This is a genomic window from Pseudomonas sp. PMCC200344 (genome assembly GCF_030053095.1).
Taxonomy (GTDB): domain Bacteria; phylum Pseudomonadota; class Gammaproteobacteria; order Pseudomonadales; family Pseudomonadaceae; genus Aquipseudomonas; species Aquipseudomonas svalbardensis.
Map to the genome: position 1 here is coordinate 1,868,205 of NZ_CP125618.1, position 26,971 is coordinate 1,895,175.

Below are 26,971 nucleotides of genomic sequence, written 5' to 3' on the forward strand. Positions count from 1 at the left end.
ATCCGGGGCGCTGAAAACATTTCAAATACTTGATCCAGCTCCTTAGAACGGGCCGCCAATGCATTTATCCTGCATATCTTTAACGGCCGCTCCACTGCCGACTTGAACCCAAAAGGCCCGTGATCTCTTGACCAGTCCAGTCCTGCAAACCGTTGCCCTCGCCTGTGAGCGAGACCTTCGGCTGCTCTTCGAAAATCTCGAATTGAGACTGGCCAGTGGCGAAATGTTGCAAATCAGCGGCCCCAACGGCAGTGGCAAAACCAGCCTTTTACGTCTGCTTTGCGGTCTGATGCAGCCGACTGCCGGTCAGGTGTTGCTCAACGGCCAGCCATTGAACGAGCAACGCTTTGAGCTGGCGCGCAACCTGCTGTGGATCGGTCATGCCGCCGGGATCAAGGATTTGCTGACGCCGGAAGAAAACCTGAGCTGGCTTTGCGCCTTGCATCAACCGGCCTCCCATGAGGCGATCTGGCAGGCGCTGACGGCTGTCGGACTGCGCGGTTTCGAGGATGTTCCTTGCCATACGCTGTCTGCCGGGCAGCAACGCCGGGTCGCGTTGGCGCGGTTGTACCTGGAAAGCCCGCCGCTATGGATCCTCGATGAACCATTCACCGCGCTCGACAAACAAGGCGTGGCGCAACTCGAAGAACACCTGGCCGCACACTGCGAACGCGGCGGCATGGTGGTCTTGACCACTCACCACACGTTGACCCGGATGCCGGCCGGCTATCGCGACATTGATCTGGGGAACTGGGCCGTATGAGTGTTTTCGGCCTGTTGGTCGCCCGTGAAGCCCGATTGTTGTTCCGCCGTCCGGCGGAGTTGGCCAATCCGCTCGTATTCTTCGCGATCGTGGTTTCCCTGTTCCCGTTGGCGGTCGGACCCGAGTCTCAATTGTTGCAAACCTTGTCTCCGGGACTGGTCTGGGTCGCGGCCCTTTTATCGGTTTTGCTCTCGCTGGACGGGCTTTTCCGCAGTGATTTCGAAGACGGATCGCTTGAACAGTGGGTCCTTTCGTCGCACCCCCTGCCTCTTCTGGTTTTGGCCAAGGTACTGGCACACTGGTCCTTCTCTGGCCTGGCACTGGTTTTGCTCGCTCCATTACTGGCGTTGATGCTCGGTTTGCCAACCGCCTGTCTGCCGGTGTTGCTGCTTTCGTTGTTGCTGGGTACACCGGTGCTGAGCCTGCTCGGTGCGGTGGGCGCAGCCCTGACGGTGGGATTGAAGCGCGGTGGCCTGTTGCTGGCGCTGCTGATTCTACCGTTGTACATCCCGGTATTGATTCTTGGCAGTGGCGCCTTGCAGGCGGCATTGCAGGGAATGCCGGCGACCGGTTATCTCCTGTGGCTTGGTAGCCTGACCGCCCTGGCGATAACTCTGACACCTTTTGCAATAGCTGCTGGCCTGAAGATCAGCGTCGGCGAATAATAATGAGGTCTGATCAATTTTTGATCGCTTTCTTTTAAATGAAAGGCAGACCCTTCGCTGCTCGTGATGGCGAGCAGCAACCGTGATGGAAACAGTAATGAACTGGACTTGGTTTCATAAGCTCGGCTCGCCCAAATGGTTTTACGGCATCAGTGGCAAACTGCTGCCGTGGCTGAGTGTCGCGGCGTTGCTGCTGATCAGCGTTGGTGTAGTGTGGGGCCTGGCCTTCGCGCCGCCGGACTACCAGCAAGGCAACAGCTTTCGCATCATTTATATCCACGTTCCGGCCGCCATGCTGGCCCAGTCCATCTACGTGATGCTGGCTGTGTGCGGCATCGTCGGGCTGGTGTGGAAGATGAAGCTGGCCGACGTCGCCCTGCAATGCGCGGCGCCCATTGGCGCCTGGATGACCGCCGTGGCGCTGGTCACCGGCGCGATCTGGGGCAAACCGACCTGGGGTTCGTGGTGGGTCTGGGATGCACGACTTACGTCCATGCTTATTCTGCTGTTTCTGTACTTCGGTCTTATTGCGCTGGGCAACGCGATCAGCAATCGTGACAGTGCCGCCAAGGCCTGCGCGGTATTGGCGATTGTTGGCGTGATCAACATCCCGATCATTAAATACTCGGTGGAGTGGTGGAATACCCTGCACCAGGGCGCGACCTTCACCCTCACCGAAAAACCGGCAATGCCCGCCGAGATGTGGTTGCCACTGCTGCTGACGGTGGTGGGTTTCTACTGTTTCTTCGGCGCTGTGTTGCTGCTGCGCATGCGTCTTGAAGTGCTCAAGCGCGAAGCCCGCGCCAGTTGGGTCAAGGCCGAAGTGCAGAACAGTCTGGAGGCCGCTCGATGAGTTTCGCTTCATTCGGCGACTTTCTCGCCATGGGCCATCACGGCCTGTATGTCTGGTCAGCCTATGGCATTAGCCTGGCGGTGCTGGCCCTCAACGTGGCGGCGCCGATCCTGGCCCGCAAGCGGTATCTGCAACAAGAGGCGCGTCGTCTGCGCCGGGAGAACGGCAAGTGAATCCGCTGCGCAAAAAGCGTCTTATCATCATTCTCGCGATCCTGGTCGGTGTCGGCGCTGCCGTCGGCCTGGCCCTGAGCGCCCTGCAGCAAAACATCAATCTGTTTTACACCCCGACCCAGATCGCCAATGGCGAAGCCCCGCAAGACACGCGCATCCGCGCTGGCGGCATGGTCGAGAAAGGTTCGCTGCAACGTTCCGGCGATTCGCTGGACGTTAAATTCATCGTCACCGACTTCAGTAAATCCGTGACCATCAGCTACCGCGGCATCCTTCCGGACCTGTTCCGCGAAGGGCAGGGCATCGTTGCCCTGGGCAAACTCAACGCCGACGGCGTGGTGGTGGCCGATGAAGTGCTGGCCAAGCACGACGAGAAGTACATGCCGCCAGAAGTGACCAAGGCTTTGAAAGACAGTGGTCAATCTGCTCCAACGCCCGCGAAGGAGGGTTGATCGATGACGTCCGGACTCTATATTCCTGAACTCGGCCACCTGGCCATGATTCTGGCGCTGTGTTTCGCGCTGGTTCAGGCCGTGGTGCCGTTGTTCGGTGCCTGGCGCGGTGACCGTTTGTGGATGAGCCTCGCTCAACCAGCGGCTTGGGGGCAATTCGCGTTTCTGCTGTTCGCCTTCGGTTGCCTGACTTACGCCTTCATGGCCGACGATTTCTCCGTCGCCTACGTTGCCAGCAACTCCAACAGCGCGTTGCCGTGGTACTACAAGTTCAGCGCGGTGTGGGGCGCTCACGAAGGGTCATTGCTGCTGTGGGCGTTGATCCTCGGCGGCTGGACCTTCGCGGTGTCGGTGTTCTCCCGGCAGTTGCCGCAAGTGATGCTGGCTCGCGTGCTGGCGGTGATGGGCATGATCAGCACTGGTTTCCTGTTGTTCTTGATCCTCACGTCCAACCCGTTTGCACGGATCCTGCCGCAGATTCCTGCGGACGGTCGTGATCTCAACCCACTGCTGCAAGACATCGGCCTGATCGTTCATCCGCCGATGCTGTACATGGGCTATGTCGGTTTCTCCGTGGCCTTCGCTTTCGCTATCGCTGCACTGCTGGGCGGTCGTCTTGATGCGGCGTGGGCTCGCTGGTCCCGTCCGTGGACCATCGTCGCCTGGGCCTTCCTCGGTATTGGTATCACCCTTGGTTCATGGTGGGCGTACTACGAACTCGGCTGGGGCGGCTGGTGGTTCTGGGACCCGGTGGAAAACGCCTCCTTCATGCCATGGCTGGTGGGTACGGCGTTGATTCACTCGTTGGCGGTCACGGAAAAACGTGGCGTGTTCAAGAGTTGGACCGTGTTGCTGGCCATCGCCGCGTTCTCGTTGAGCTTGCTGGGGACCTTCCTTGTGCGTTCCGGTGTGCTGACCTCGGTTCACGCCTTTGCGTCCGACCCTGAACGGGGTGTGTTCATTCTGATCTTCCTGCTGTTTGTGGTCGGTGGCTCGCTGACGCTGTTTGCCCTGCGCGCTCCCGTGGTGAAGAGCCACGTGGGCTTCAACCTCTGGTCCCGGGAAACCCTGCTGCTGGGTAACAACCTGGTGCTGGTGGTGGCGGCGTCGATGATTCTGCTGGGCACGTTGTATCCGCTGATTCTCGATGCGATGACCGGCGCCAAGCTGTCGGTCGGCCCGCCGTACTTCAACGCACTGTTCATTCCGTTGATGGCCTTGCTGATGATGGTGATGGCGGTCGGCATGCTGGTGCGCTGGAAAGACACCCCGGTCAAATGGCTGTTGAGCATGCTGACCCCGGTGTTGCTCGGCAGCGCCGCGCTGGCCGTGGTCGCCGGTGTCGCTTATGGCGATTTCAATTGGGCAGTGATTGCGACGTTCATGCTCGCCGCCTGGGTGTTGCTGGCCGGTGTGCGTGACATCTTCGACAAGACTCGCCACAAAGGCCTGATCAAAGGCCTGCCGACTCTGACCCGCAGTTATTGGGGCATGCAGGTCGCTCACCTCGGCATTGCCGTGTGTGCCCTCGGCGTCGTGCTGTCGAGTCAGAACAGTGCCGAGCGCGACCTGCGCCTGGCGCCGGGCGAGTCCATGGACCTGGGCGGTTACCAGTTCGTGTTCGAAGGCGCCAAGCATTTCGAAGGCCCGAACTTCACGTCCGACAAGGGCACCGTTCGGGTGATCCGCAACGGCAAGGAAATCAGCGTGCTGCACCCGGAAAAACGCCTCTACACCGTGCAGAACTCGGTGATGACCGAAGCCGGGATCGACGCCGGTTTCACCCGCGACCTCTACGTCGCACTCGGCGAACCGTTGGGCGATGGCGCCTGGGCCGTTCGCGTCCACGTTAAACCGTTCGTACGCTGGATCTGGTTCGGTGGTCTGCTCACCGGTTTGGGCGGGTTGCTGGCGGCATTCGATCGCCGTTACCGGGTCAAGGTGAAAAGCCGCGTGCGTGACGCACTGGGCATGACGGGAGCCACGGCATGAGACGTTGGTTGATGCTGTTGCCACTGGTGATTTTTCTGGTGGTGGCTGTTTTCCTTTATCGCGGTCTGTTCTTGAACCCGGCCGAGTTACCCTCGGCGATGATCGACAAGCCATTCCCGGAGTTTTCCCTGCCGGCCGTGCAGGGTGACAAGACCCTGACCAGGGCCGACATTCTGGGTAAACCAGCGCTGGTTAACGTCTGGGGCACCTGGTGCATCTCTTGCCGGGTCGAGCACCCGGTGCTGAACAAACTGGCGAAGCAGGGTGTGGTGATCTACGGCATCAACTACAAGGACGTCAACGCGGATGCGTTGAAGTGGCTGGACGAGTTCCACAATCCGTACCAGCTGGATATCCGTGACGACGCAGGCACATTGGGTCTGAATCTCGGTGTTTACGGTGCGCCGGAAACCTTCTTCATTGATGCCAAGGGCATCATCCGCGACAAATTCGTTGGCGTGATCGACGAACAGGTCTGGCGCGAAAAACTGGCGGCCAAGTATCAGGCGCTGGTCGATGAGGCCAAGCCATGAAGCGCTGGATAGCCGCCGCGGTATTGGGTTTGAGCATGGTCGGTGTGGCGCACGCGGCCATCGACACCTACGAATTCGCCAAAGAAGGTGATCGCGAGCGTTTTCGCGAGCTGACCAAAGAGCTGCGTTGCCCCAAGTGTCAGAATCAGGACATTGCCGATTCCAATGCACCGATCGCCGCCGACCTGCGCAAAGAGATTTTTCGCATGCTCGGCGAGGGCAAGGACAATCAGCAGATCATCGACTTTATGGTCGACCGCTACGGTGATTTCGTTCGCTACAAACCTGCTCTGAACGCCAAGACTGCTGTGCTCTGGTTCGGCCCAGCCGGCCTGCTGCTGGGCGGTTTTGTGATCATCGCCGTGATCGTCCGCCGTCGTCGCGTGCAACGCGCTGACCCCAAGGATGAGCTCTCTGCCGAGGAGCGTGAGCGCCTCGACCACCTGTTGGATAAAACCAAGAATGATTGATTTCTGGCTCGCTGCAGGTCTGCTACTTCTGGTTGCCCTGAGTTTTCTGCTGATTCCCGTTCTGCGTGGTCGTCGCGCCCAGCTTGAGGAAGATCGTACGGCCCTGAACGTCGCGCTGTATCAGGAGCGCGTGGCTGAGTTGCAGACTCAGCAGGAAGAGGGCGTTCTCGATGCCGCGCAAATGGACACCGGTCGCGCCGAAGCCGCCCGTGAGTTGCTCGCCGACACCGAAGGCGTCGAGGCGCCACGCGTGTCCCGCCTGGGCAAACCGTGGCCCTTGCTGGCGGCGATTCTGGTGCCGGTGCTGGGTCTTGGCCTTTATCTGCATTTTGGGGCAAGCGACAAGGTCGAACTGACCCGCGAATTCTCCCAGGCGCCGCAGTCGATGGAAGAGATGACCCGTCGTCTGGAGCGTGCGGTCGCGGCTCAGCCGGATTCGGCTGAAGGCCTGTATTTCCTCGGTCGCACGTACATGGCTCAGGATCGCCCTGGCGATGCGGCGAAGATCTTCGAGCGCACGGTGAATCTGGCTGGTCGTCAGCCGGAGCTGTTGGGTCAATGGGCGCAGGCCCAGTACTTCGCCGACGGCAAAAAGTGGTCGGACAAGGTTCAGGCGCTGACCGACGAAGCACTCAAAGCCGATCCGAAAGAAGTCACCAGCCTTGGCTTGCTCGGTATTGCTGCCTTTGAAAGTCAGCGTTATCAGGACGCCATCGACTACTGGAATCGCCTGCTGGTGCAACTGCCACCGGAGGACAGTTCCCGCGCCGCGCTGCAAGGCGGCATCACTCGGGCCACCGAGAAACTCGAAGCCAGCGGCGGCAAGGTTGCCCAGGCGCCCGCCGCCAAGGTTGCGGCACTGCTCAAGGTGCGCGTGGATCTGGCACCAGAGCTGAAAGCCAAAGTCCAGCCGGGCGACAGCGTATTCATCTTCGCCCGCGCCACCGCAGGGCCTCCTGCGCCATTGGCCGCCAAGCGCCTGACCGTGGCCGACTTGCCGGCGACCGTCGAGCTGGGCGATGCCGACGCAATGATGCCGCAGTTGAAACTGTCGAACTTCCCTGAAGTCCAACTGGTTGCGCGCATCTCCCGCGCCGGCAAACCGACTGCCGGCGAATGGATCGGCCGCAGCCAGCCTCTGGCCAGCAGCACAACGACGCAGCAAACACTGACCATCGACAGCCCGGACAAATGACAGGAAACGCCACTATGACCGCCATCGCACGTATCACCCTGCTCAGTATGGTTTTGGGGTTAAGCGCTTGTGTGGTCCAACCGCAGCAGCCTGAACGGCTGCCACCGATCCCGCCGTCGCAGCCGCGTCCGACGCCGTCCCCGACACCGACACCGGGCAAGCCGAGCATCCCGGCCAAGCCCGCCAAACCGCTGCCACGCACCTCCGCCAGCTTCGCGCCGCCACCGGGTGGCAACAGCCATTGGGACGCCAAACTCGGCGTGTACGTTCTCGATGATCAGACCAACACTTTCTACCGCCAGCGCACGTACTATCGCTGGAACAACGGCTGGAGCCGGTCGATCAGCCCCAACGGGCCATGGGAAGAGACAGACATCCAAGGCGTGCCAGGCGGGTTGGGACGGCAATTCGGGCAGTAAACAGAAACGGCGATCTAAGGATCGCCGTTTTGCTTTCTGGAGTCTGAAAAGATCGCAGGCTTCGCCAGCTCCTACAGGATCGTGTACGACAATGACCGGCGGGTGTACTCGATAAAGGTAGGAGCTGGCGAAGCCTGCGATCTTTTGATCTTGATTGTGTAGCTCAGGGGCGCGGGGTACAGAACACATGCGTCATATACAGCGGTAAAAGAGGATTGCCTCACTCGTATCCTGTCCTTAACGCTTGTGCCTGCTCGGCGAGAAGCGTCATTGCTTGCTCGCTGGCAGTGTCGCGCCGGTTTTTATAGTCCATCAAATCGGCAACGCGCACACGTCGGTGCTTGCCGGTTTTGTGGTAGGACAACTCGCCGGATTCCAGCAGTTTGATCAGGTGCGGGCGTGAGACGTTAAGCAGGTCGGCGGCTTCCTGGGTGGTCAACTCAGCGTGAACCGGGACCACTTTGACGGCGTTGCCCGCTGCTAGCTCAGCCAGAATGTCGACCAGCAACCTGAGGGCTGAGGTGGGCAATTCGACAGTGTGAGCTTCATTCTGCTCGTCGAAAATCTGGATGTGCTGAGTTTCAAATTGAGTCGCAAGATAGGCCGCCAAGGCGCGCTGCCCCTCGATGGCAGCTTGTACTTCGCGCTCCATAGGCAAGGTAATCGGCGGGTGGATGACAGGCGACATGGCGGTTTCCAATATTCTGAGTAATCGAAGTTGGCAGGCTATTCGAATTAATCGAAAATCGCAATAAACGAAATAATCGAAATATCAGACCTCTTTTATCAGCAACCCCTGCACATACTCGCGATCTTGCGGGCGGTGAGGCCGGAGTCGCTCTGGGCGCCCATCCGTAGGGCGATGTCGACGCCTTCTTCCACCAGGTTGACGTTGCGATCGCCCAGCATCAAATCGATGTTCAGGTCCGGGTTCTGATCAAGGAAAGGCCCGAGGTGCGGAACGATAGGCAGCCGGCCGAAGGTCACGGCGGCACAGATCCGTAGGTTACCGCTCAGGCCGCTGGCGGCAACGCGAGCGGCGTTGTCGGCCTCGTCCGCTTCTTCGATGGCACGCTTGGACCGTTCGAAAAAGGCCAGACCAGCTTCGGTGGGTGTCAGGACTCGGGTCGAGCGCAACAGCAGGCTGACCGCGAGACGCGCCTCCAATTGCGCGATGGCTTTCGAGACGGCGGGCTGGCCGATATTCAAGCGCCGGGCGGCGGAAAACGAGCCGGTTTCCACCACATAGACGAAGGTTTCCATTGCGGCGAGGCGGTCCATCCTCAGTCTAATTCCTGCGCAAGACACAAGCGGGCTTGCTCGCGAAAGCGGTGTATCAGTCGACATCAATGGTGAATGTCAGTCCGTCTTCGCGAGCAAGCCAGCTCCCACATTTGATTGGTGTTGTTTATCAGAAAGCTGCTTTGCCCACGGACGCGCCACCGTCTACAAACAAGGTTTGCCCGGTGATAAATCCGCTCTGCTCGGACAACAAAAACGCAATCGCCGCAGCGATCTCTTGCGGCTGCCCCAACCGCCCCATCGGCACGCCGGCGAGATAACGCGCTTCACCTTCGCTGCCCGGCGGATTGTTGGCGCGAAACAGTTCGGTTTCGGTCGGTCCCGGGGCCACGGCGTTTACTGTCACGCCGGTTTGCGCCAGTTCCAGCGCCCAGGATCGAGTGAAGCTGATCAGCGCCGCTTTAGCCGCCGCGTAGGCGGTGCGCTGCGTGATACCCAGCACAGTCAGGCTGGAAATATTCACCACCCGACCCCAGGCCTTGGCGCGCATGTTCGGCAGTAGCGCCTGAGTAGCCTGCAACGCCGAATGCAGGTTGACCCGCATTACGTCGTCGAAGGTATCGAGGTCGATTTCGCCCAGCACCTGCGGGCGCACCAGACCGACGTTATTCACCAGCCCGTCGAACTCATAAGTCCTGGCCAGATCCGCCAGCACTTCCTGAGTCAGTGCCCTGTCGCTCAGATCCAGCGGAAACAGAATGCCGGGAAAGCTCAGGTCGGGCGATCGGGCGATTCCGACCACCCGATGACCCGCGCGGTCCAGGTGCTCCGCGACCGCGCGGCCGATGCCTTTGCTGGCGCCGGTGATGAGAAAGGTACGTCGGGTCATTACACACTCCTTGAAAGAACATGCCGCGGGTCAGGCGGCATTTGTTCGGTTCAGCCGCGAATCGCATCCAGCATCGCGTCAGGCTCAGGACGCTGAGTGTAATCCGTGTTGACCTCGGGGTAACGGATCAGGCTGAGCGAAAGTATTCATTCCTGGGAAGAATGCCGCGGCCCACAATCACACTTTGTAAAACAACCGAGCGTCGCGTTCCGGATTTTTGTGCTTGAGTAAAGATAACTCTAGGGTTATTTTTGTTTGGGCCTGAGCAAGGAGGCGAGTGGTGCAGAGCAGGCTATTGATCAAGGAGTTGGAGGAGGCCGGCTGGATACTGGATCGGATTGCCGGCAGTCATCACCTCTTCAAACACCGATACAACCCGTACACGATACCCGTCCCTCATCCGAAAAAGGATTTGCCGATAGGGACGGTCAAATGCATCAGGAGGCGAGCCGGGTTGTATTGCCCGGGAGCCAGTTATGCAGGAGATCCATAATGCAATATCCAATCTGTATCGAGTGGGGCGACGAGAACACCGCCATCGGTATTCAGATCCCCGATATTCCAGGCGCCGTAACGGCCGGGGATACGTTTGAAGACGCCTATAACGCGGCGGTCGAGATTGCTCACATCATGCTTCAGGAGATTGCGGCTGACGGGGAGTCGATTCCCATGCCTACGTCTGCTGCCGTTCACCGTGGCAATCCCGACTTTGCCGACATGGGCTGGGGAATGCTTGAGCTGGACATCGCGCCGTACATGGGCAAAACCGAGAAGGTCAATGTGACGCTGCCCGGCTATGTGATTCAGCGCATTGATCGATATGTGCGCGAGCACAATGTCAAAAGCCGCTCTTCCTTTCTGGCAGATGCGGCGATGGAGAAGTTGGTTCGACACTGAGTGATATCAAACCCATTGCCTTCGCGGGCGCCTAACCCTTGCCCGCGAAGCTATTGGTGTCTATGCCGTCGCCAGCGAACGCTTCGGCGAAACATTCAAGAACCGCAACAACGCCAACAGCGGAAACGCGCTACCCACAATCACGATCCACAACCAGCCGCCATGTTCATACACCCCACTGGCCACCGAAGAACCAAATGCGCCATCGATGAAGATGCTGGTCATGTACAGCGCATTCAGGCGGCTGCGGCTTTTGGCGTCGAGGGCGTAGACAGCGCGTTGGCCGAGGACCATGTTCATCTGCACGCAGAAGTCGAGCACCACGCCGGTGACCGCGAGGCCGATGACGCTGTAGACCGGGTGGATGAAGGCGGGCAGGAAGCTCAGGCTGGCGAACAGCAGGGCCAGCAGTGAAGCAATGCGAGTGTGGCCGGCATCGTCCAGTCGACCGGCAATGGGAGCGGCGATGGCGCCGATGGCTCCGACCAGGGCGAAGATCGCGATCTGGGTTTGCGACAAGCCATGATTGCGCGCCAGTTCCAGCGGCACGGCAGTCCAGAACAGGCTGAAGGTGGCGAACATGCACCCCTGGTAAAACGCGCGCTGACGCAACACTGGTTGTTGACGCAACAGGGTCCACAGAGACCCCAGCAACTGACCATAAGAAGCGCTGTGATCAGGCTGACGCTTGGGAATCGTCAGCGCCAACACCATGCTGATCGCCGCCATCAACACCGCTGCAATCACAAACATCGCACGCCAGCCAAAATGCTCAGCCACCACACTGGACACCGGTCGCGCCAACAGAATCCCCAGCAGCAAACCGCCCATGATGCCGCCGACCACACGGCCACGCGATTCCTCTGGCGCCAGATGCGCGGCCAGTGGAATCAGGATCTGCACCGACACCGAGCTGAATCCCACCAGCAGCGAGATCAGCAAAAACACGTTTGGCTGATCGGTAAACGCGGCGCCCAACAGACTGGCAATCGCCACCACGGTCGTGATGATCATCGAGCGGCGGTTTTCCAGCAGATCACCCAGCGGCACCAGGAAGAACAAACCTAACGCGTAACCTATCTGGGTCAGTGAAACGATCAGGCTGGCCATGGTGCTGGTCAGGCCGATGTCGGGTGCGATCAGGCCGATGATCGGTTGGGCGTAGTAGATGTTGGCAACGATAGCGCCGCAGCAGAAGGCGAATAGCAGCACCATGCCTCGGGTCATTGTCGCGGTGCCTTGGGGCGCTTGGGTCGCTGGGGTCATAACGGGTTTCGCTGAGCAAAAGAGAATGCGCGCAGGCTAAAGGGCTATCGGAATGGGCAGAAGGGACGCTGACGGCTCAGTCGATTTCGGCGGGCAAGGACGGCGTGACACCGCCGATGTAACTGATTGGCGCAAACCCTGTGGGAGCGAGCCTGCTCGCGATAGCGGCGTGTCAGGCAACAAATTTATCGAATGGGTAAATGTCATCGCGAGCAGGCTCACTCCCACAGGGGATCTTCAGCGAACAAGAGTTTTGTGTTCGACCACAAAAAAGGCGACCTTCTCAGGTCGCCTTTTTCATTGGACTCAGGAATTACTGACCGCTGTAGATCTGATCAAAGATCCCGCCATCATTGAAGTGGGTCTTCTGCACAGTTCGCCAGTCACCAAAGGTCTTTTCTACCGACAGGAAATCCACTTTCGGGAAACGATCGGTGTACTTGGCCAGCACCGCCGGATCACGCGGACGCAGGTAGTTCGCCGCAGCAATCTCCTGACCTTCCGGCGACCACAGGTACTTCAGGTATTCCTCGGCCGCAGCGCGGGTGCCTTTCTTGTCGACGGTTTTATCGACCACCGACACTGGCGGCTCCGCTTCGGCGGAAACACTTGGGTAGATCACTTCAAACTGATCACGACCAAATTCACGGGCAATCATTTCCGCTTCGTTTTCGAAGGTCACCAGCACATCACCAATCTGGTTGGTCATGAAGGTCGTAGTGGCCGCACGGCCACCGGTGTCGAGGACCGGCGCTTGTTTGAACAGCTTGCCGACGAAGTCTTTGGCTTTGCTTTCGTCGCCACCGTTTTTCAGCACATAACCCCAGGCCGAGAGGTAGGTGTAGCGGCCGTTACCCGACGTTTTCGGGTTTGGCACGATCACCTGCACGCCGTCCTTGAGCAGGTCGGGCCAGTCTTTCAGGGCTTTCGGGTTGCCTTTGCGGACGATGAACACGGTGGCCGAGGTGAACGGCGCGCTGTTGTTCGGCAGGCGTGTGACCCAGTTGTCCGGGACCAGTTTGCCGTTGTCCGCCAGGGCGTTGATGTCGGTGGCCATGTTCATGGTGATGACGTCAGCCGGCAGTCCATCGATCACCGAACGCGCCTGTTTGCTGGAGCCGCCGAAGGACATTTGCAGGGTGATGTTTTCGTTGTGCTCGGCTTGCCAGTGTTTCTGGAAGGCAGTGTTGTAGTCCTTGTAGAAATCGCGCATCACGTCGTAGGAAACGTTGAGCAGGGTCGGTGCGGCCTGAGCCATGCTGGTCAGTGCCAGGCCAGCGGCCAGAAATGAGGCGCCAAAGAGTTTTTTCACTGCGCAGTCCTTGTTTTAAAAAGAGTGTTCATAAAGTTTTTATTTAAAAGCGGCAATTTGCCAGCGACTATAACGGGGCTCGCATAGTCCTTTAAAGATTAAAAAGCTCTTTGCTTATTCCAGTTTCTTAAACAGCTGATTACCGCACCGTGAGCAGAATGCTGCGCCATGTTCGTGGTTGTTTTTCTTGCACACCGGGCAGTCATGTTGCAGTTGTTCACCGCGCATCGCGTTAGCCAGTTCGGCGGTAAAAATCCCCGTTGGCACGGCGATGATCGAGTAACCGGTGATCATCACCAATGACGAAATCACCTGACCCAGCGGTGTCTTCGGCACGATGTCGCCGAAGCCCACGGTGGTCAGCGTGACGATAGCCCAATAGATGCCTTTGGGAATGCTGGTGAAGCCGTGCTCCGGGCCTTCGATCACGTACATCAGCGTACCGAACACCGTCACCAAGGTGCAGACGCTGAGCAGAAACACCACGATCTTCTGCTTGCTGCCGCGCAATGCGGACATCAGATAGTTGGCTTGCTTGAGGTACGGGCTGAGCTTGAGCACACGGAAAATCCGCAGCATCCGAATGATCCGGATAATCAGCAGGTACTGCGCATCGGCGTAATACAGCGCAAGAATGCCGGGCACGATCGCCAGCAAATCCACCAGCCCATAAAAGCTGAACGCATAGCGCAGCGGCTTGGGCGAGCAGTACAAACGAAGGCCATATTCGATGGCGAAGATGACCGTGAAGCCCCACTCGATGTACGCCAGCACATTGGCGTAGTTCTGGTGAATGGAGTCGATGCTGTCGAGCATCACGATCACAATGCTGGCGAGGATGATCAACAGCAGAATGCCGTCGAAGCGCTGACCGGCCTTGGTGTCGCTCTGGAAAACCATGACGTAAAGCTCTTCACGCCAGTTTTTGCTGCTGTCCATGGATACCGCCTGAACCAATGATCAGCGAAGCCTAGGTTGATTCTCCTCCAGAGCGCAAGGCGGACGGGTGACAGTGGTCTTGCCGAGCATTTGAACAACCGTGCGGATCAGCCAGCAGGACAGGATGAAAGGCGCGGTCAGCGTGGGCAGACCGATGGCGGCAAACACCGGCGTCAGTAACAGCGCTGATGCAATACCAATGAGCGGTAGCCACGGCAGCCAAGGCTTCTGGCGCTGCGAGCTGAAGGCGAGGGCGGCGAGTACGGCGTTATAGCCACCGAGGCCGCTCAATGCGCTGTAGAAGTCTTGGTGCAGCAGGCTCCAGCCCATGCCCGCGACAGACGCGAACAACGCCCAGCAGAATGCGCGGCGATCAGCGATCAGCAAACCCATGGCAATCATCGCACCGGCCAGCGGATGACCGAGGAACATCACCTGGCCCAGGCCTTTGAGTGGTGCGACGAGCATGTTCAGTGTGTTGATTTCGATCAAATGCGCCTTGGTCAACGGCGTGGCGAAGCACAGCAGCAACCAGCCCAGTCCCACGAAGGGCGCGGTGTAGGCGGGCAGGTATTGGCTGACCCGGGAGCGTTTGAGCCACTGTTGAGTGACCATCGCGCTCAGGCCTCCCGCTGCAATGATCAGCGGCGGCAACATCGCCGACCACGGGAAATAGAGGCTCAGCAGCAAGCCGAGTAAGACACCGTTGTAACTGAACAGCCCGGCCTGTCGATCGGCCTTGGCATAGCCGCGTCGTTGCGCGGTGAGCAGCCCGGCGACACCGCCCAGCAGTGCACCGCCGAGCAGGGCGGGCGCGGTGAAAAGAATGGCCAACAGGCACAGCAGACCGCACAGCGGATGGCGCTGGAGAAAGATCTGGCTGAAGCCGTTGAGCAGGGCAGTGGCCCAGTCGGGGCAGTGGGTGTTGAAGTGGTTGGCAGGCATGATGGAATCTGTGGTGTTTCAGTTAAACCGTGTCGCCTGCTTCGCGAGCAGGCTCGCTCCCACACTGAATCTGTGTTCAGTCGCCAGATTTGTGAACAACACAAATCGACTGTGGGAGCGAGCCTGCTCGCGAAGGGGCCGGTATGGGCGCTAAATCAGCGTCTCAATGCGCAGAGAGTTAGTCGACCCCGGCTGCCCAAACGGCACACCCGCCGTGATCAATAAGGTGTCGCCACGCTTGGCCATGCCCTGCGCCTGGGCAATTTCCAGCGCCGTTGAGCACACTTCATCCACCTGCCGCAGCCGATCATTGACCACCGAATGCACGCCCCACGCCACCGTCAACCGGCGAGCGGTTTGCAGGTTCGGCGTCAGGTTGAGGATCGGCACCGTCGGCCGTTCCCGCGCCGCACGCAAACTCGACGTGCCGGACTCGCTGTAATTCACCAGCACCGCCACCGGCAGCACATTGCTGATACGGCGAATCGCGCAGCTGATCGCATCAGAAACAGTCGCCTCAGCCTTCGGCCGGCTCACGTCGAGTTGCGCCTGATAGTCCGGGCCGTTTTCCACCTGACGAATGATCTTGCTCATCATCTGCACGGCTTCCAGCGGGTACTCACCGGACGCGGTTTCCGCCGACAACATCACCGCATCCGCACCTTCAGCCACGGCATTGGCAACATCGGTCACCTCGGCACGGGTCGGGGCAGGGGAGAAGCGCATCGACTCCAGCATCTGCGTCGCCACCACCACCGGTTTGCCGAGCTGACGGCAGATGCTGATGATGTTTTTCTGAATCTGCGGCACGCTTTCGGCCGGCACTTCCACGCCCAGGTCACCGCGAGCGACCATGATCGCGTCGCTCAATTCGGCGATCTCGCGCAGTTGCGTCACGGCCGAAGGCTTCTCGATCTTGGCCATCAAAAACGCTTTGTCGCCGATCAGTTCGCGGGCCTCGCGGATGTCTTCCGGACGCTGCACAAACGACAGCGCGACCCAGTCCACGCCCAGCTCCAGACCGAAGCTCAAATCGCGACGGTCCTTGGCGGTCAGCGGGCTCAGTTCCAACACCGCTTGCGGCACGTTCACACCTTTGCGGTCCGACAGCTCGCCGCCATTGAGCACGGTGGTGTCGATGGCGTCGGAGTACTTTGTCACCACGCGAAGACGCAACTTGCCGTCGTCCAGCAGCAGGTCCATGCCCGGCTCCAGCGCCGCGATGATTTCCGGGTGAGGCAAGGTGACCCGGCGTTCATCGCCCGGCGTCGGGTCCAGGTCCAGGCGCAGTGCCTGACCGCGATGCAGTTGCACCTTGCCCTCGGCGAACTTGCCGACCCGAAGTTTCGGGCCTTGCAGGTCCATCAGAATGCCCAGCGGATAATTCAGCTGACGCTCGACTTCACGAATCCACTGATAGCGCTGAGCGTGGTCGGCGTGATCGCCATGGCTGAAGTTCAGGCGAAAGATGTTGACCCCGGCCTGCACCAGCTCACGGATGTCGTCGATCCCGTTAGTGGCAGGACCGAGGGTGGCGAGGATTTTAACCTTCTTGTCAGGCGTCATTTTTAGGGCTCTCGAGAATCAGGATGGCACGGAAGTCGTTGACGTTGGTGCGGGTCGGCTCAGTGACGATCAGAGCGTCCAGTGCCTCGAAATAGCCGTAGCCATTGTTGTTGTCCAACTCGTCGCTGGCGCTCAGACCGAGTGCGACAGCGCGGGCGTAGCTGTCCGGGGTCATGATTGCGCCGGCGTTGTCTTCGGAGCCGTCGATGCCATCGGTGTCGCCGGCCAGCGCGTAGACGCCGGGCAGGCCTTTGAGGCTGTCGGTCAGGCTCAGCAGGAATTCGGCGTTGCGTCCGCCACGGCCATTGCCGCGTACGGTGACCGTGGTTTCACCGCCCGAGAGGATCACGCAGGGCGCCGCCAATGGCTGACCGTGCAGCACGACCTGACGGGCGATACCGGCGTGAACCTTGGCCACTTCGCGGGATTCGCCTTCCAGGTCGCCGAGGATCAGCGGGCTGAAACCGGCCTGACGCGCTTTCACCGCCGCGGCTTCAAGCGACTGTTGTGGACGAGCGATCAGCTGGAAGTGACTGCGCGCCAGGCTCGGGTCGCCGGGTTTGACCGTCTCTGATTCCGGGCTCTGCAGCCAGTTGCGCACCGAGGCCGGGACTTCGATGTTGTAGCGCTTGAGGATCGCCAGGGCTTCGGCGGAGGTGCTTGGGTCGGCCACGGTGGGACCGGAAGCGATGACCGTGGCGAGGTCGCCCGGTACATCGGAAATCGCATAGGTATAAACAGTGGCAGGCCAGCAGGCTTTGCCGAGGCGGCCGCCCTTGATCGCCGAGAGGTGCTTGCGTACGCAATTCATCTCGCCGATGGTGGCACCGGATTTGAGCAGGGCTTTGTTGATCGACTGCTTGTCGGCCAGGGTGATGCCGGCCGCGGGCAAAGCCAGCAGGGCAGAGCCACCGCCCGAGAGCAGGAAGATTACGCGGTCGTCTTCAGTCAGATTGCTGACCAGTTCCAACACGCGTTTGGCGACCGCCAGACCGGCAGCATCAGGTACCGGGTGAGCGGCTTCAACCACTTCGATTTTTTCACACGGGGCGCCGTGACCGTAACGCGTCACCACCAGACCCGAGACGTCACCCTGCCAGCAACGCTCGACCACTTGAGCCATGGCGGCCGCGGCTTTGCCAGCGCCGATGACGATCACCCGACCGCTGCGGTCTTTGGGCAGATGGGCTTCGAGAACTTGCTGCGGATGGGCCGCGTCGATGGCTGTGGCAAACAGCTCGCGCAGGAATTGTTGCGGATTGACCGACATGGCGGGTTCCCGGATTTCTTGTTATTGGAGATGTCGGGCCTTGCATCGCCCCCGTAGGAGCGAGGCTTGCCCGCGAACCGGACACCACGGTGTTTCTGCTGCACCGAGGCGATCCCTTCGCGGGCAAGCCTCGCTCCTACAGAGGGACAGGTCGGCCCTCTGTAGCGCGGATGTTACTTATCGCGAATCGAGAAATTCGCCATGTGTTCCAGGCCCTTGATCAGCGCCGAGTGGTCCCAGTTGCTGCCACCGATCGCTGCGCAGGTGCTGAACACTTGCTGGGTGTTGGCGGTGTTCGGCAGGTTGATGCCCAGTTCGCGTGCGCCGGCCAGGGCCAGGTTCAGGTCCTTCTGGTGCAGGCTGATGCGGAAGCCTGGGTCGAAGGTGCCTTTGATCATGCGCTCGCCGTGCACTTCGAGGATCTTCGAGGATGCGAAACCGCCCATCAGCGCTTCACGGACCTTGGCTGGATCGGCACCGTTTTTCGAAGCAAACAGCAGGGCTTCGGCCACGGCCTGGATGTTCAGCGCCACGATGATCTGGTTAGCCACTTTGGCGGTTTGACCGTCGCCGTTGCCGCCCACCAGGGTGATGTTCTTGCCCATCGCCTGGAACAGCGGCAGAACGCGTTCGAAGGCATCGGCATCGCCGCCGACCATGATGCTCAGGGTCGCGGCCTTGGCGCCGACTTCACCACCGGACACTGGCGCGTCGAGGTACTGAGCGCCTTTTTCGTTGATTTTGGCAGCGAAGGCTTTGGTGGCAGTCGGCGAGATCGAGCTCATGTCGATCACGACTTTGCCTTTGCCAACACCGGCCGCAACACCGTCGGCGCGGAACAGCACGTCATCGACCTGCGGGGTATCCGGCACCATGACGATGATGAATTCGGCTTCTTGCGCGACTTCTTTCGGGTTCGCCAGGGCGACGGCGCCACCGGCAATCAGGTCAGCAGGTGCAGGGTCGTGGTGCGCCGACAGGAACAGGCTGTGACCGGCTTTCTGCAGGTTCAACGCCATTGGGTGGCCCATGATGCCGGTGCCGATAAATCCGATTTTAGCCATGAGAAAATCCTCTTGTTTTTGTGTTGCTCAAGCAAATAGGGGAGTGCTGCTTTGGGTGGGATCTGTGTCAGATCGCGTTATGGGTTTTCAACCAGCCCAGACCCGCTTCAGTGGTGGTCAGCGGCTTGTATTCACAGCCGACCCAGCCCTGATAACCAATGCGGTCCAGGTGTTCGAACAGGAAGCGGTAGTTGATCTCACCGGTGCCTGGTTCGTTGCGCCCTGGGTTGTCCGCCAATTGCACGTGGTTGATTTCGCCCAGGTGTGATTGCAGGGTGCGGGCCAGGTCGCCCTCCATGATTTGCATGTGGTAGATGTCGTATTGCAGGAACAGGTTGGCGCTGCCGACCTGTTCGCGAATCGACAGGGCTTGCGCGGTGTTGTTCAGGTAGAAACCCGGGATGTCGCGGGTGTTGATCGCTTCCATCACCAGTTTGATGCCCGCCGCTTGCAGCTTGTCGGCGGCGTACTTGAGGTTGGCGACGAAGGTTTTTTCCACGGTGGCATCGTCGATGCCTTGTGGACGAATACCGGCCAGGCAGTTGACCTGGGTGTTGCCCAACACTTTCGCGTAGGCAATCGCCAGGTCGACACCGGCGCGGAACTCTCCAACCCGATCCGGCAGGCACGCGATACCGCGCTCACCCTTGGCCCAGTCACCGGCCGGCAAGTTGAACAACACCTGGGTCAGGCCGTTGGCATCGAGCTTGGCTTTGATCTCGGCGGAGCTGAAGTCGTAAGGGAACAGGTATTCGACACCACTGAAGCCGGCCTTGGCGGCAGCTTCAAAACGGGCAAGAAAATCCTGCTCGGTGAACAGCATGGACAGGTTGGCTGCGAAACGCGGCATGGTGGTCTCCTGTAAAAATAGGTGCCTGTAGCAGCTGCCGAGGGACGAGGCTGCGTTGGGCTGCGAAGCGGCCCCCGACGGCGGTCCTGCGGACACGCAACGCAGCCTCGTACCTCGGCAGCTGCTACAGGTATCAGGTCGTCTTAATCGAGCAACGAAATCGCGGTTGGCGCATCGTTGCCGACCAGCGCCAGGTCTTCGAATTCGTTGACGGCGTTGATCTCGGTGCCCATGGAAATGTTGGTCACACGCTCCAGAATAATCTCGACGATCACCGGCACCTTGAACTCTTCGATCAGCTCCTGAGCCCTGCGCAGGGCAGGCTGGATCTGACCCGGTTCGAACACACGCAGCGCCTTGCAGCCGAGACCTTCGGCAACCGCGACGTGGTCGACACCGTAACCGTTGAGTTCCGGAGCGTTCAGGTTGTCGAAGGACAGCTGCACGCAGTAGTCCATGTCGAAACCGCGCTGAGCCTGACGGATCAGCCCCAGGTACGAGTTGTTCACCACCACGTGGATGTACGGCAGCTTGAACTGCGCGCCCACCGCCAACTCTTCGATCATGAACTGGAAGTCATAGTCGCCCGACAGCGCCACAACTTTACGGGTCGGATCAGCCTTGACCACGCCCAGCGCTGCCGGAATGGTCCAGCCCAGAGGACCTGCCTGACCGCAGTTGATCCAGTGACGCGGTTTGTAGACGTGCAGGAACTGCGCGCCGGCAATCTGCGACAGACCGATGGTGCTTACATAGCAAGTGTCTTTGCCGAACACTTGGTTCATCTCTTCGTACACGCGCTGCGGCTTGACCGGCACGTTGTCGAAGTGGGTCTTGCGGTGCAGGCTGGCCTTGCGCTGCTGGCAGTCTTGCAGCCAGGCGCTGCGGTTTTTCAGCTTGCCGGCGGCTTGCCATTCGCGAGCGACTTCGATGAACACGGTCAGCGCGGCAGCGGCGTCGGACACGATGCCCAGGTCCGGGGTGAACACGCGGCCGATCTGGGTCGGTTCAATGTCAACGTGGATGAACTTGCGGCCTTCGGTGTAGACGTCGATCGAACCGGTGTGACGGTTGGCCCAACGGTTACCGACGCCCAGCACCACGTCCGACTTCAGCATTGTCGCGTTGCCGTAGCGGTGCGAGGTTTGCAGGCCAACCATGCCGACCATCAACGGGTGATCGTCCGGAATCGTGCCCCAGCCCATCAGGGTCGGGATCACCGGGATACCGGTCAGCTCGGCAAACTCCACCAGCAATTCGCTGGCGTCGGCATTGATGATGCCGCCACCGGCCACCAGCAACGGACGCTCGGCCTGATCGAGCATGGCCAGGGCCTTCTCGATTTGCACGCGGTTAGCGGTTGGCTTGGCCAGCGGCAGTGGTTCATAGGCGTCGATGTCGAATTCGATTTCAGCCATCTGCACGTCGAACGGCAGATCGATCAGCACCGGGCCTGGACGGCCGGAGCGCATTTCGTAGAAGGCTTTCTGGAACGCGTAAGGCACCTGACCCGGTTCCATGACGGTGGTTGCCCACTTGGTCACTGGCTTGACGATCGAGGTGATGTCGACAGCCTGGAAGTCTTCCTTGTGCATACGGGCGCGGGGGGCCTGGCCGGTAATGCAAAGAATCGGGATCGAGTCGGCCGAGGCGCTGTAGAGCCCGGTGACCATGTCGGTACCGGCAGGTCCCGAAGTGCCGATGCACACGCCGATGTTGCCGGCCTTGGTGCGGGTGTAGCCCTCGGCCATGTGCGAGGCGCCTTCAACGTGGCGAGCGAGGACGTGATCGATGCCACCGACCTTCTGCAAGGCGGAGTACAGCGGGTTGATCGCGGCGCCCGGGATGCCAAAAGCGGTATCAACTCCTTCACGGCGCATCACCAGAACGGCGGCTTCGATTGCTCTCATTTTGCTCATTGTTTTGTGCCTCTTACGTTTTGTAATTGTATACAAGTGGCTTTGCGCAGAGTGTATTCACGGCGGACGGCGCAGGTCAATCCATTTTCTCAAGCGGCCGTTTCATTCGTCGGAAGCCCGATCTACTGTGGCGTTTCGTCGCATGTGGCGCTTTTCGAGAATTATTGTATACAAAAAAATAACTCATTGTGTTCTATTTGTTGCATCGGACTTCTGAACAAAACGCAGTCCAGCAGCTTTCCCTATAACAAAATGAGGACGGCACCATGAGCGCTTTAACCTTGAAAGTCGCAGTTAACCTGGCCAATCAGGCTATCTCCGCCGGGCGTGCAATCTCGGCGGCTCCATTGACCATCGCAGTACTGGATGCGGGTGGACACTTGGTCACCCTGCAGCGTGAAGACGGGGCCAGCCTGCTGCGCCCGCAGATCGCCATCGGCAAAGCCTGGGGCGCCATCGCCCTGGGCAAAGGTTCACGCCTGCTGGCGCTGGACGCACAGCAACGACCGGCGTTTATCGCCGCTTTGAACAGTCTGGGGCAAGGCAGCGTTGTGCCGGCACCGGGCGGTGTATTGATTCGGGATCAGGACGGGAATGTGCTCGGGGCTGTTGGTATCAGCGGTGATCTTTCTGATGTTGATGAGCAATGTGCGATCAACGCGATTGAGGCGTTGGGGTTGCAGGCGGATGCCGGGGTGACTGCTTGATTATTGGGTGATTGATCTACCGCTATCGCCAGCCTGCTGGCGATGGTGCTCTGCCAGACACATCCTGCCAAAAGTCTGCCCCCGCCTTTTAGTCATCACAAGACTAGGCTTTTTTTGATTTCATCATGAAAAGGGCAATGGAATGCCGGATTTACCAGCTTCAAACCGTCTGCGCATCGGCCGCTATGCCGAGCAAAACCGCATCTATCTCTTAACGACAAACACACTCGAGCGAGAACCTGTTTTCAAGGACTTCACCTTGGGCAGATTAGTCGTCTCGCAATTTCGCGCTGCGCAGGACCAAGGTTGTGCAAACTCACTGGCCTGGGTCGTCATGCCGGATCATTTTCATTGGCTGATCGAATTGCAGCGGGGGTCGCTGTGCGGACTGATGCAAAAGACCAAGTCTTTGAGTACCAAGGCAGTGAATCTGTCTGCCGGCCGTAGGGCCAGTCTTTGGCAGCGAAGTTTTCATGATCGAGCGCTGCGTCGTTAAGAGGACTTGGTAAAGGTTGCCCGGTATGTTGTGGCTAACCCGTTGCGGGCCGGGTTGGTCGAGCGGCTTGGCGACTATCCGCTGTGGGATGCGATCTGGGTTTGATCCAAAAACCGAGTCCTCCCCATCGCCAGCAGGCTGGCTCCCACAGGTGGATTATCTGAGTGTCAGAGATCCATTGTGGGAGCCAGCCTGCTGGCGATGGGCGCGCCACGGTGTATCAGTCCGGCTCACACCCCTTGAGCACCAACCGGATAATCGTCTGCGCCGCCGCTTCATAATCAGCCTCATCGAGCTTGGCCTTTCCGGTCACTGCGGAAATCTGCCAGTCGAAGTCGGCATAGGTCTGGGTCGCGGCCCAGATGCTGAACATCAGGTGGTTGGGGTCGATCGGGGCAATCTGGCCGCGATCGATCCAGGTCTGGATGCAGTCGATGTTGTGCTTGGCCTGGCCGTTGAGTCGTTCAACCAGATCCGCGCTCAGGTGCGGGGCGCCGTGCATGATTTCGCTGGCGAACACCTTGGAGGCGAAGGGCAGGTCGCGGGAGATGCGGATTTTCGAGCGGATGTAGCCGCTCAGCACTTCACTGGGCACGCCGTCGGCGTTGAACGGTGTCGAGGCCTTCAGAATCGGTTCGATGATGCTTTCCAGGACCTCGCGGTAGAGGTTTTCCTTGGATTTGAAGTAGTAGTAGACGTTGGGCTTGGGCAATCCCGCCTTGGCTGCGATGTCACTGGTTTTGGTCGCAGCGAAGCCCTTGTCGGCAAACTCTTCACTGGCGGCACGCAGGATCAGTTCTTTGTTGCGCTCGCGGATGGTGCTCATAAACCAGGGGGTTCCTTGCCTGTTCTGGCGGTTGCGCATGGTAGCACCGGCCTCGCGCGGCGCTCAAGAATGCCCCGTGCGGTCCCCGGCCGCGCTATGCTGCGCGGCATTCAATCAAGAAGGAAACCTGATTCATGGCAGGAAGCAGTTTGCTGTTGCTGATCGACGACATCGCCGCGGTACTCGACGATGTGGCGTTGATGACCAAAATGGCCGCCAAGAAGACTGCTGGCGTGCTCGGCGACGATTTGGCGCTCAATGCCCAACAGGTTTCCGGTGTGCGTGCTGAGCGGGAAATCCCGGTGGTATGGGCGGTGGCCAAGGGCTCGTTTCTCAACAAGCTGATCCTGGTGCCCTCGGCGTTGGCCATCAGCGCGTTCATTCCCTGGCTGGTCACGCCGTTGTTGATGATCGGTGGCGCGTACCTGTGTTTCGAAGGTTTCGAAAAACTGGCCCATAAATTCTTGCACAGCAAGGCTGAAGACCAGGCCGAACATGCCGAACTGGTCGAGGCCGTGGCTGATCCGGCGGTCGATCTGGTGGCGTTCGAGCAGGACAAGATCAAAGGCGCCATCCGCACCGACTTCATTCTCTCTGCAGAAATCATCGCCATCACTCTGGGTACCGTGGCTGATGCTTCGCTGACCCAACAAGTCATCGTGCTTTCGGGCATTGCCATCGTCATGACCATTGGCGTGTATGGCCTGGTGGCCGGCATTGTCAAACTCGACGACCTCGGCTTGTGGCTGACTCAGAAGCCTGGACAGATGGCCAAAAGCATTGGCGGCGGGATCCTGCGTGCGGCGCCGTACATGATGAAAAGCCTGTCGGTGATCGGCACGGCGGCGATGTTCCTGGTGGGTGGCGGAATACTCACCCACGGCGTGCCGGTGGTTCATCACTGGATTGAGAGTGTCAGCGCAGGGGCGGGCGGTGCTGGGTTTATCGTGCCGACGTTGCTGAATGCGGTGGCGGGGATTGTGGCGGGGGCGGTGGTGTTGGCGGGTGTGATGGTTGCCAGCAAGCTCTGGAAAGCAGTGAAAGGCTGAAGACAACCACAGAGGATTTGTGGAAAGTCTAGAAATGAAAAAGGCCATTCGATTCGCATCGAACGGCCTTTTTTGTTGCCGATGGATTTACTCGGCGATCTGCAACTTGCGCGACTCGGTGTACACGTAGCGCACTTTCTCGTACTCGAACGGCGAGTTCAGCTGGCCATAGCGGAAGCTATTCTGGTGACGCTTGTCGACGCCGCGCAGTAGCCAGACCTCAGGATGGTTGGAGCTGACTTCGGAGACGTTCAGGAAGTTGATTGCCGATTCCGCGCTGAAGTCCGCCACCAGGCCACCGGTGTCGCGGATGTTCGAAGGGCCGAGGATCGGCAACACGAAGTAGGCGCCGCTGGGTACACCGTAGAAACCCAGCGTCTGGCCGAAGTCTTCGCTCTGGCGCGGCAGACCCATGGCAGTGGCCGGGTCCCACAGGCCGGCGATGCCGACGGTGGTGTTGAGGAGCAGGCGCGCGGTGGTTTCCATCGAGCGCTGCCCCTTGAACTGCAGCAAGCTGTTCAACAGGTTCGGCACATCACCGAGGTTGTTGAAGAAGTTGCTGACGCCAGTGCGCAGGAAACTCGGTGTGATGTAGCGATAGCCGTCAACCACTGGCAGGAACACCCATTGGTCGAAGCGGTAGTTGAAGTGGTAGACGCGGCGGTTCCACTCTTCCAGCGGGTCGTAGACGTTCAGCGCGTTAAGCGTCGAGCGTTCGAATTCGCGCTGATCCAGCCCCGGGTTGATTTTGAGTTTGCTCAGCGGCTCCTTGAAGCCGTCACTGTCGATGACAACCGGTGCGTTGGCTTTGCTGTTGTCGGCATTGGCGACGCCTGCACAGAGTAACGCTGCGATAAGCAGGAGGTGTTTAGCCACGGAAGAACTCCAGCATGGCGTCGCTGTTGACGCGGTAATTAAGGTTGCCGCAATGGCCGCCCAGTGGATAAACGGTCAAACGATCGCCAAAGGTCTTGCGCAGGAAACCGAGGTCGCCAGGGCCGAGGATCACGTCGTCGGCGTTGTGCATGACGGCGATTTTCGGGCTGTCATGCAGGTAATCCTTGAGCGCATACAAACTGACCTGGTCGATCAGTTGCAGCAGGCTGCCGCCGTCGGTGCGGGCGCGCCACATCGGGATGACCTGTTCGGTGAGGTAGCAGTCGAAGTCGCACTGCAGCGCGCGTTTGAGGAACGGCGTGAGGGTGGTGCCTTCGGTGATCGGGTATTTCGGTGGCGTGATCAGGCCGCGCCGGTTGATCAGGTCCGAGGTGAAAGCAATGTCGGCGGCCGAGAAGCGGAACGAGGTGCCGATCAGCATGGCCATCTGTTCGTTGCTCAGGTGCTGCTTGGACTGCTGAAAGTCGTAGAGCAGCGCATCGTTGAGGTCGATGTAGCCTTTCTGCTGGAAGTAACGGGTCAGTTTGTCCAGCACCAGCTCGTAGAAAGTGGTGGTGTTGTTGATGCCCTTGACCTCTGTCTGGACGAGCTTGTCCAGGTTGGTGATCGACGTGTAGAGGTTGACCGGCGGGTTGAGCAGCAAGACTTTCTTGAAGTTGAAGCTGCGGCGGGTTTCGTCCAGGTGCGCGACGAATGCCGCGTCCAGTGCGCCCAGGCTGTAGCCGGTCAGGTAGTAATCAGTGACAGGGACTTTCGGGTTTTGTGCCCGCACAGCCTGCATTACCCGGTACATGTCTTCGGCGTCTTCCTTGGTGATGCCGGGTGTGGCGAAGCGTGAGGCGGCGCTCATGAAGTCGAAGCTGGTGGGCGACGACAGTTGCACCACATGGTAGCCGGCCTTGTAGTAGAGCTTTTTCAGGTACTCGTTGAGGCTGCTGTCATAGCGCGCGCCGGTGCCGGAGATCAGGAAGATCAACGGTGCGGCTTTGTCCTGGGTGGCGATGCGATAGGTGAGTTTTTTCACCGGCCAGAAGTTATCCGGCAGGTCGAACTCACGCTCCGGGCGCAACCTGACGCTGCGGTCGGCCTGATTGATGTCGTCATCCAGCGGCAACTCCGGGCGCAAGTGCGGCGGTGTCGTGGCAATGGTCGCCTCGAACGGGTTGGTCAAGGGATAGCCATAACTGGCGGCGTCGATGTCGACCGCCAGTGCGGACGCACTCAAAATAAGGCCGCCAAACAGGGCGGCGAAGCGCAAGGAACGGAGCATGACTAGATCTCTTAGAGAAAGGTGCCGAATGAAGTTCGCAGGCTATGACCAC

28 protein-coding genes and 2 pseudogenes are annotated in these 26,971 nt (G+C 59.6%); 15 read left to right on the plus strand and 15 right to left on the minus strand.

From position 1 onward, the window contains the following. Positions 1-127: 127 nt before the first annotated feature. From ccmA to QFW87_RS08405, 10 genes are all read left to right on the plus strand, one after another. Positions 128-763 carry a cytochrome c biogenesis heme-transporting ATPase CcmA gene (gene ccmA, locus QFW87_RS08360; protein ID WP_007894233.1) on the plus strand — a complete coding sequence of 212 codons (636 nt, stop codon included), beginning with the start codon at positions 128-130 and terminating at the stop codon, positions 761-763. After that, entirely contained in the window at positions 760-1,428 is a 669-nt protein-coding gene (ccmB, locus tag QFW87_RS08365; protein WP_008155797.1) for a heme exporter protein CcmB, read from the plus strand. The genes ccmA and ccmB overlap by 4 nt, the downstream gene beginning before the upstream one ends. 97 nt (positions 1,429-1,525) lie before the next feature. Continuing rightward, a complete protein-coding gene (locus QFW87_RS08370; RefSeq protein WP_283183582.1) occupies positions 1,526-2,281 on the plus strand; it encodes a heme ABC transporter permease in 756 nt (251 codons plus the stop codon). Further along, the gene (gene ccmD, locus QFW87_RS08375) at positions 2,278-2,454 is read left to right on the plus strand and encodes a heme exporter protein CcmD (protein ID WP_007894243.1); all 177 of its coding nucleotides are present in this window, start codon (positions 2,278-2,280) and stop codon (positions 2,452-2,454) included. The genes QFW87_RS08370 and ccmD overlap by 4 nt, the downstream gene beginning before the upstream one ends. Further along, on the plus strand, positions 2,451-2,906 hold the full coding sequence (ccmE, locus tag QFW87_RS08380) for a cytochrome c maturation protein CcmE (RefSeq protein ID WP_283183583.1): 456 nt from the start codon (positions 2,451-2,453) through the stop codon (positions 2,904-2,906). The genes ccmD and ccmE overlap by 4 nt, the downstream gene beginning before the upstream one ends. 3 nt (positions 2,907-2,909) lie before the next feature. Further along, on the plus strand, positions 2,910-4,898 hold the full coding sequence (locus QFW87_RS08385; RefSeq protein WP_283190254.1) for a heme lyase CcmF/NrfE family subunit: 1,989 nt from the start codon (positions 2,910-2,912) through the stop codon (positions 4,896-4,898). After that, a complete protein-coding gene (locus QFW87_RS08390; RefSeq protein WP_283190255.1) occupies positions 4,895-5,431 on the plus strand; it encodes a DsbE family thiol:disulfide interchange protein in 537 nt (178 codons plus the stop codon). Before QFW87_RS08385 ends, QFW87_RS08390 begins: the two co-directional genes overlap by 4 nt. After that, entirely contained in the window at positions 5,428-5,901 is a 474-nt protein-coding gene (locus QFW87_RS08395; protein ID WP_283190256.1) for a cytochrome c-type biogenesis protein CcmH, read from the plus strand. Before QFW87_RS08390 ends, QFW87_RS08395 begins: the two co-directional genes overlap by 4 nt. Further along, positions 5,894-7,096: a c-type cytochrome biogenesis protein CcmI gene (ccmI, locus tag QFW87_RS08400; RefSeq protein WP_283183587.1), complete on the plus strand. Its 1,203-nt coding sequence runs from the start codon at positions 5,894-5,896 to the stop codon at positions 7,094-7,096. The genes QFW87_RS08395 and ccmI overlap by 8 nt, the downstream gene beginning before the upstream one ends. A 14-nt stretch (positions 7,097-7,110) precedes the next feature. Continuing rightward, the gene (locus QFW87_RS08405; protein WP_283183588.1) at positions 7,111-7,515 is read left to right on the plus strand and encodes a hypothetical protein; all 405 of its coding nucleotides are present in this window, start codon (positions 7,111-7,113) and stop codon (positions 7,513-7,515) included. 220 nt (positions 7,516-7,735) lie between these two features. On the opposite strand, the gene QFW87_RS08410 is transcribed toward QFW87_RS08405, so the two are convergent. From QFW87_RS08410 to QFW87_RS08420, 3 genes and pseudogenes are all read right to left on the minus strand, one after another. Continuing rightward, positions 7,736-8,203, minus strand: coding sequence for a helix-turn-helix domain-containing protein (locus QFW87_RS08410; RefSeq protein ID WP_283190257.1), 468 nt, complete (start codon positions 8,201-8,203; stop codon positions 7,736-7,738). Positions 8,204-8,322: 119 nt separating this feature from the next. Then, positions 8,323-8,796: pseudogene (locus QFW87_RS08415) on the minus strand (LysR family transcriptional regulator); the annotation flags it as partial. A gap of 130 nt (positions 8,797-8,926) precedes the next feature. Next, positions 8,927-9,646 carry an SDR family oxidoreductase gene (locus QFW87_RS08420; RefSeq protein ID WP_283190258.1) on the minus strand — a complete coding sequence of 240 codons (720 nt, stop codon included), beginning with the start codon at positions 9,644-9,646 and terminating at the stop codon, positions 8,927-8,929. 280 nt (positions 9,647-9,926) lie between these two features. Between QFW87_RS08420 and QFW87_RS08425 the strand changes: the two genes are divergently transcribed. Together QFW87_RS08425 and QFW87_RS08430 are read left to right on the plus strand one after the other, a co-directional pair. Then, positions 9,927-10,139: a type II toxin-antitoxin system HicA family toxin gene (locus tag QFW87_RS08425; RefSeq protein WP_283190259.1), complete on the plus strand. Its 213-nt coding sequence runs from the start codon at positions 9,927-9,929 to the stop codon at positions 10,137-10,139. Then, a complete protein-coding gene (locus tag QFW87_RS08430; protein ID WP_283183592.1) occupies positions 10,139-10,543 on the plus strand; it encodes a type II toxin-antitoxin system HicB family antitoxin in 405 nt (134 codons plus the stop codon). Before QFW87_RS08425 ends, QFW87_RS08430 begins: the two co-directional genes overlap by 1 nt. 60 nt (positions 10,544-10,603) lie before the next feature. Here QFW87_RS08430 and QFW87_RS08435 read toward each other — a convergent pair whose 3' ends face one another. From QFW87_RS08435 to gcl, 9 genes are all read right to left on the minus strand, one after another. Then, positions 10,604-11,809: an MFS transporter gene (locus QFW87_RS08435; RefSeq protein WP_283190260.1), complete on the minus strand. Its 1,206-nt coding sequence runs from the start codon at positions 11,807-11,809 to the stop codon at positions 10,604-10,606. A 313-nt stretch (positions 11,810-12,122) separates the two neighbouring features. Further along, on the minus strand, positions 12,123-13,121 hold the full coding sequence (locus QFW87_RS08440) for a sulfate ABC transporter substrate-binding protein (protein WP_283183594.1): 999 nt from the start codon (positions 13,119-13,121) through the stop codon (positions 12,123-12,125). Positions 13,122-13,235: 114 nt separating this feature from the next. Beyond that, entirely contained in the window at positions 13,236-14,060 is an 825-nt protein-coding gene (locus QFW87_RS08445) for an ion transporter (protein WP_283183595.1), read from the minus strand. A gap of 21 nt (positions 14,061-14,081) precedes the next feature. Next, positions 14,082-15,005, minus strand: coding sequence for an urea transporter (locus tag QFW87_RS08450; protein WP_283190261.1), 924 nt, complete (start codon positions 15,003-15,005; stop codon positions 14,082-14,084). A 150-nt stretch (positions 15,006-15,155) separates the two neighbouring features. Then, positions 15,156-16,571 carry a pyruvate kinase gene (gene pyk / locus QFW87_RS08455; protein WP_283190262.1) on the minus strand — a complete coding sequence of 472 codons (1,416 nt, stop codon included), beginning with the start codon at positions 16,569-16,571 and terminating at the stop codon, positions 15,156-15,158. Beyond that, positions 16,561-17,841 carry a glycerate kinase gene (locus QFW87_RS08460; protein ID WP_283183598.1) on the minus strand — a complete coding sequence of 427 codons (1,281 nt, stop codon included), beginning with the start codon at positions 17,839-17,841 and terminating at the stop codon, positions 16,561-16,563. Before QFW87_RS08460 ends, pyk begins: the two co-directional genes overlap by 11 nt. Before the next feature lie 173 nt (positions 17,842-18,014). Next, positions 18,015-18,905, minus strand: coding sequence for a 2-hydroxy-3-oxopropionate reductase (locus tag QFW87_RS08465; RefSeq protein WP_129442259.1), 891 nt, complete (start codon positions 18,903-18,905; stop codon positions 18,015-18,017). A gap of 67 nt (positions 18,906-18,972) precedes the next feature. Further along, positions 18,973-19,755 carry a hydroxypyruvate isomerase gene (gene hyi / locus QFW87_RS08470; protein WP_283190263.1) on the minus strand — a complete coding sequence of 261 codons (783 nt, stop codon included), beginning with the start codon at positions 19,753-19,755 and terminating at the stop codon, positions 18,973-18,975. 143 nt (positions 19,756-19,898) lie between these two features. After that, complete coding sequence (gcl, locus tag QFW87_RS08475; protein ID WP_283183601.1) at positions 19,899-21,674, minus strand: glyoxylate carboligase; 1,776 nt, start codon at positions 21,672-21,674, stop codon at positions 19,899-19,901. Between the two features lie 266 nt (positions 21,675-21,940). On the opposite strand from gcl, the gene QFW87_RS08480 reads away from it, so the two are divergent. Then, entirely contained in the window at positions 21,941-22,381 is a 441-nt protein-coding gene (locus tag QFW87_RS08480; protein WP_095127742.1) for a heme-binding protein, read from the plus strand. A gap of 142 nt (positions 22,382-22,523) precedes the next feature. Beyond that, positions 22,524-22,982: pseudogene (locus tag QFW87_RS08485) on the plus strand (transposase). 115 nt (positions 22,983-23,097) lie between these two features. Here the strand turns inward: QFW87_RS08485 and QFW87_RS08490 are convergent. Beyond that, on the minus strand, positions 23,098-23,703 hold the full coding sequence (locus tag QFW87_RS08490; RefSeq protein ID WP_283183604.1) for a TetR/AcrR family transcriptional regulator: 606 nt from the start codon (positions 23,701-23,703) through the stop codon (positions 23,098-23,100). Positions 23,704-23,837: 134 nt separating this feature from the next. On the opposite strand from QFW87_RS08490, the gene QFW87_RS08495 reads away from it, so the two are divergent. Further along, the gene (locus QFW87_RS08495; RefSeq protein ID WP_283190264.1) at positions 23,838-24,752 is read left to right on the plus strand and encodes a DUF808 domain-containing protein; all 915 of its coding nucleotides are present in this window, start codon (positions 23,838-23,840) and stop codon (positions 24,750-24,752) included. Between the two features lie 87 nt (positions 24,753-24,839). On the opposite strand, the gene QFW87_RS08500 is transcribed toward QFW87_RS08495, so the two are convergent. Beyond that, complete coding sequence (locus QFW87_RS08500; RefSeq protein WP_283183606.1) at positions 24,840-25,628, minus strand: VacJ family lipoprotein; 789 nt, start codon at positions 25,626-25,628, stop codon at positions 24,840-24,842. After that, positions 25,621-26,919 (minus strand): serine/threonine protein kinase, encoded by a 1,299-nt coding sequence (locus tag QFW87_RS08505; RefSeq protein WP_283183607.1) that lies wholly within the window; start codon positions 26,917-26,919, stop codon positions 25,621-25,623. Before QFW87_RS08505 ends, QFW87_RS08500 begins: the two co-directional genes overlap by 8 nt. Between the last annotated feature and the right edge of the window lie 52 nt (positions 26,920-26,971).